This window comes from Vibrio sp. 10N.222.54.E6 (assembly GCF_041473955.1).
Classification (GTDB): Bacteria; Pseudomonadota; Gammaproteobacteria; order Enterobacterales; family Vibrionaceae; genus Vibrio; species Vibrio tasmaniensis_A.
Genome location: NZ_JBFRTD010000043.1, coordinates 1 through 4,205, shown reverse-complemented (window position 1 = coordinate 4,205; position 4,205 = coordinate 1). Strand labels below are relative to the sequence as shown.

The window sequence follows — 4,205 nt, the reverse complement described above, 5'->3', positions numbered from 1 at the left end:
AAGAATGGGCATCATCGCGTCACCTTATAAAAAGACACAGTTGCGCTTTCGCCATTGTACAAAACCAAAGTTATCCCCTGTCACCGGGTTGTCATGGCCGGCTTCCCAGAGTGTGGTTGTCGTGGTGTACGGGTGACACCAGGCGGCATCGGGAATAGGCCCCGACATTTGATACCGATAACGAGATTTTGGCAAAATAGGATCGGGATATTGATAACAAATCGCGCCATCTTCGCCGCGCGTCTCCCAGATGATCCCTTGCCGGTGCAGTTTGTAGTTCAGCTTTTCCATCAAGAGTGTCGCCGCCTGGATGGGCGTGTCTCGATAGTTGGTGGTGCCGGTGAGCGGATAGGCACTGCCCTGTGAGCCTAAACACCAAAATAACGCATCAATAGGTAAGGCAGTATTAGTGGAGGTCAACAGGGCTTCGGGCACGCAAGCAAGCTGCGCAACCAAGTTACCAAACAGTAACGCTTCGGGATTGAGAATGAGGGATAACTCATCGTCGTCCCAAAGTGGGTCAATTTCCGTCATGTAGGCCACATCAAACACGTCCGTGGCCATGCAGGCGGTGGATTGCATCAGTTGCAGCCAATAAATGACGGGGTACTTATACCAATGGGCGTGATAAAAGCCTCCGTCACTGCTGTCACTCTCACGGGCGGTCACGCGCCCACCGATACGCTGAGTGTTAGCGCCGGACATTTGCACGCCCATGTTCACCATACAGTAAGGGACGCGCGTGATATCGGTTAAGGCATAAGGCTCCCAATAGCCAATGTTGATGCCTATTTGCACAAAGATAGGCGGCGGTTTAGGGCAATAAGAGATAGGCAGTGTGGGATTGGGCGTATCGGGGTACTTAGAGGGCATGACGGTGGCTGAGCCTATCGTCATCGGAAACAAGCAATCCCAACAAATATCGGTCATGGGGTTAATAAAACGGCTTTTACACGCCGCACTGGCTGCTAGGGTTGATGGGGCAATAAAAACCAATAGGCAGCACAACAGTAAACGAAAGTGTCGTTGTGTCATGGGGTGTCCTTTTTCCACGCCGAGCGTGGTACTCCTTTTGTCTCGACAAGAGGCTTCGCCCCATTATCGCCGCCAAAAGCGAGCTTGGTTAAGAGAAAAAAGCGTCATACTGGAAGCATGATCAAGGGAGGTGCGCACTTCCAATGCGATGTCATTGTTATTGCTCTATCGCCAAGGGGTGCAAACCCGATACGTTCACCTCATCGATGCGCCAGCGCGTGCCTTCTTGGTAGGCAATCGCTGGGACGTGAGTAATGTTAAGCGATTGGGTTAAGTGGCCTTGCTGCGCAAAATACATTCTTGCGTCCAATAAGGTCGCCATTTTATTCGGGCTGCCTCCTGTCAGTACCCACTTGATTGGCTTGGCGTTTTGATACTCGCTAGCGAACCTTCGTTGCTGCGCGTCTCTGGCATCAAAAAAGACCAGCACCTTACTTAACTCAAATCGTGGTAGAACGTTTTGACCGTCGACCTTTGGCCAAGTGCGGGTATCAAAGGGGTTCACTCTGGTGCCCGCTTTGGCAATCACGGCTCCTGTAGTGGGGGCGATAATGTCTTTAGGGAGGGTGATGCTTGGGTCAACGTAAAAGGTGCGGGGGTTGATCGTGGTGGTTAAGCCTGCAACGGGCGGTGGGTTTTCAATGCTTTGCTTGGCGCGCTCCGTGAACTCGTTTTGCATGTCCGCTAATTGACCACTGGCCTCAAACCCTTTCAGTCTTTGGTCAATCCACTCCAGCATGTCAATCTCACCGATGGGGAAGATAGGGGCCACTTGGCCCAAGTTCTTTCCAGCGGCATTTGTCGTTGCCAGTCCAGCGACCAAAAGAAAAAGGGGGGATTTAAGCGCTCGCCCCAATGGCTTGATTAAAGGCGTCAATGTCTTTGCCATAAAAGTGCCTGGAGGTTTGCTCAATGGCGCGCTCCAGTGAGTGGCCTTGTTTATAAAGATTTTCACAATACTCAAACTCCTTAGGCTCGGTTGAGAACATGGCGCGTTTCACCGGAGAGGCGAAAAAGCGGTGATAGGTGACATGGCCACCCGCTTTGATGCGCGCACTGCTGTATCCCGCTTCGGCAGACGGAGCGAAACTTTTAATGAGGCGCTGCTCAAACGGTGAGAAGGCATCCGGGTTTTGGATCAGATACTCATCAAACCCTTCCCCTTGACGAAGAATGATGTGGATATCGGAGTTGTTGTAGCAGGCTTTGGCTTCCTCGTTGCTAAAGAAGTCTTCAATCCCTTGAGTCACTGTACAAAAAGCGCCGCCGAACTTACGGGCGGTGCGATAACCGGTGTTGATGAACTCCCTCGCTTGCTCGTTTGCCCCAGAGAGGAGGCTCCAGGCTTCTTCAATGATGCACAGCTTTGGGGTAGAGCGAGAGCCAGCCAGGTACATCTGCTGGTTAATCGACACCATCAACGCAAAAATCACGGGTCTGAGCACAGCAGGCGGAAACCCATCCAGCTCCAGCGTGGTGATTTCCACACTGGGGTCGAGCATGGAGGGCTTGTTGAACACATCTTTGTACATGCCGTCGGTGCAGAACTTTTTCAGTTGCACCGCAATGTCTTTGATGCGTCGGTCGCTTTCTTCTCCAGCAATCTCAATCAAGGCGTCTCTGACATCATCCACCAAGGCTTGATTACCTTTACGCTCCCATGCCGTCACTATCGCATCGCCTAAGACGCTTTGTTGAAACGCCGTCAGTGGGACGTAGGGTGACGCGATGGTGGCAAACAACGCCGTGATATTATCGAGCGCTTCCATCATGGGGTCGACCGGTCTACCGTCATCATCCACAAACTCAAACTCAGCACTTTGCATGGCGCCTAAATGCGTGAAGGGATTTAAGAAGATGTTGGCGTGCGTCATGTACGTCCCCCCAAGGCTGAGCGTCAATTTTTTATAGCTGGCCCCTTTATCGAGGATCCACACTTTACCGCCCATGGCGTAAACCGTTTCGGCAATCTCTTGAACCAGAAAGCTTTTCCCTGCGCCTGAGCCGCCAGTCAGTGCGATATTTTGGTTATCACTGCCACAGGTGAAAGGGTTAAAGAAAGAAATTTGCTGGCGCATCGTGGGCAGCAATACGCCGCCTTTTAACTGACAAAAATCCATGATGAGAGGGAAGAGGTTCACCAGATTAGAGCTTTTTAACGTGCGAACTCGGCCGGCTTTTTTACAATCGCCCCACAACCCTTCGCTCATCATAAAAGGCAACGTTGAAAGCAGCGCTTGCGGCTGATTCATTTTCAGGGGAATGATATCAAGGCCAGCATGGCTGAATGACTCCTTCGCCGCTTGGGTGTCTTTTTTCTGGTGGGTCTTATCGGTAAACAGGGAGACCGTGAGGACCATAGACGCAATGGTAAACTCTTTAGACAACAGACCTTTTTGTAGGGCTTTTCGCTCTTTGAGCTCATCTTCCGCTGTTGGAGCCAGCAGCGCCATTTGGCTGTTCACCGTCTTGGTTAAGTCTTTTATCTTATTATCGTTATCCGCATTTTGCTTACCGGTTGGCTCATTACGAAAGCTCAACGTGACGCGGTGAGGGCAAGTGATATTACGAGAAACGTTGCGAAGAGAAGAAAAGGCCTCAGGTAAGGCGTACAAGCGATAATCCCCAGGCAGACGAGAAAGTCCCAAATTGACCAGCCGTGTGCGCACCTCCTCCCCTTGGTCATTGGTATGACGGGTGGCGATATGGCCACGATGCGTTAACGCTTCGGTATCGGGAGAGAGGGCTTGCAGGTTCAAAGGCTCTAACGGGTTGTAGCCTTTTTCCTTTGGCCGGTCTTGTCGTTTATCAAAGTTTAAGATATCACTCACATCGGTCAGCAACATCTCAGGCGTGACGGGCAGTAAATCAAAACCAAGCTGCGCCAGTCCTGTCTCTAGAGTCATTCGCGCATCAAGCAGCTCTTGTGGGTCTTTTTCCGTGGTGGAGACAAAAAAGAACGCGTCGTAATCGCGCAAATCAAAGCGATTGTTTTTTTGTCGGTGTAAAAAACCGTGCTGCGCGGCGTAGTGGGCGTAAATGGCGTCATCGTTAGCCAGCTTCTGGCAGATACCGCCTCGCTGACTGAGTAGAGCTTGGTTTCCTTCGAGATAGTGCGCCACTCGGTTGTGACCAAACAGCTGCACTTGATAGTCCCATTTATCCCCTGC

Annotated in this window: 3 protein-coding genes; all 3 read right to left on the bottom strand. The window is 51.4% G+C overall.

The window, feature by feature from the left end:
- Positions 1 to 24: 24 nt before the first annotated feature.
- On the bottom strand, positions 25 to 1,035 hold the full coding sequence (gene traU / locus AB4513_RS22385; RefSeq protein WP_017099757.1) for a conjugal transfer pilus assembly protein TraU: 1,011 nt from the start codon (positions 1,033 to 1,035) through the stop codon (positions 25 to 27).
- A 157-nt stretch (positions 1,036 to 1,192) separates the two neighbouring features.
- Positions 1,193 to 1,924 carry a type-F conjugative transfer system protein TraW gene (traW, locus tag AB4513_RS22380; RefSeq protein WP_016800095.1) on the bottom strand — a complete coding sequence of 244 codons (732 nt, stop codon included), beginning with the start codon at positions 1,922 to 1,924 and terminating at the stop codon, positions 1,193 to 1,195.
- Positions 1,875 to 4,205, bottom strand: a 2,331-nt coding sequence (traC, locus tag AB4513_RS22375; RefSeq protein ID WP_102258459.1) for a type IV secretion system protein TraC, incomplete at its 5' end; no start/stop codon positions are given. The genes traC and traW, both read right to left, overlap by 50 nt.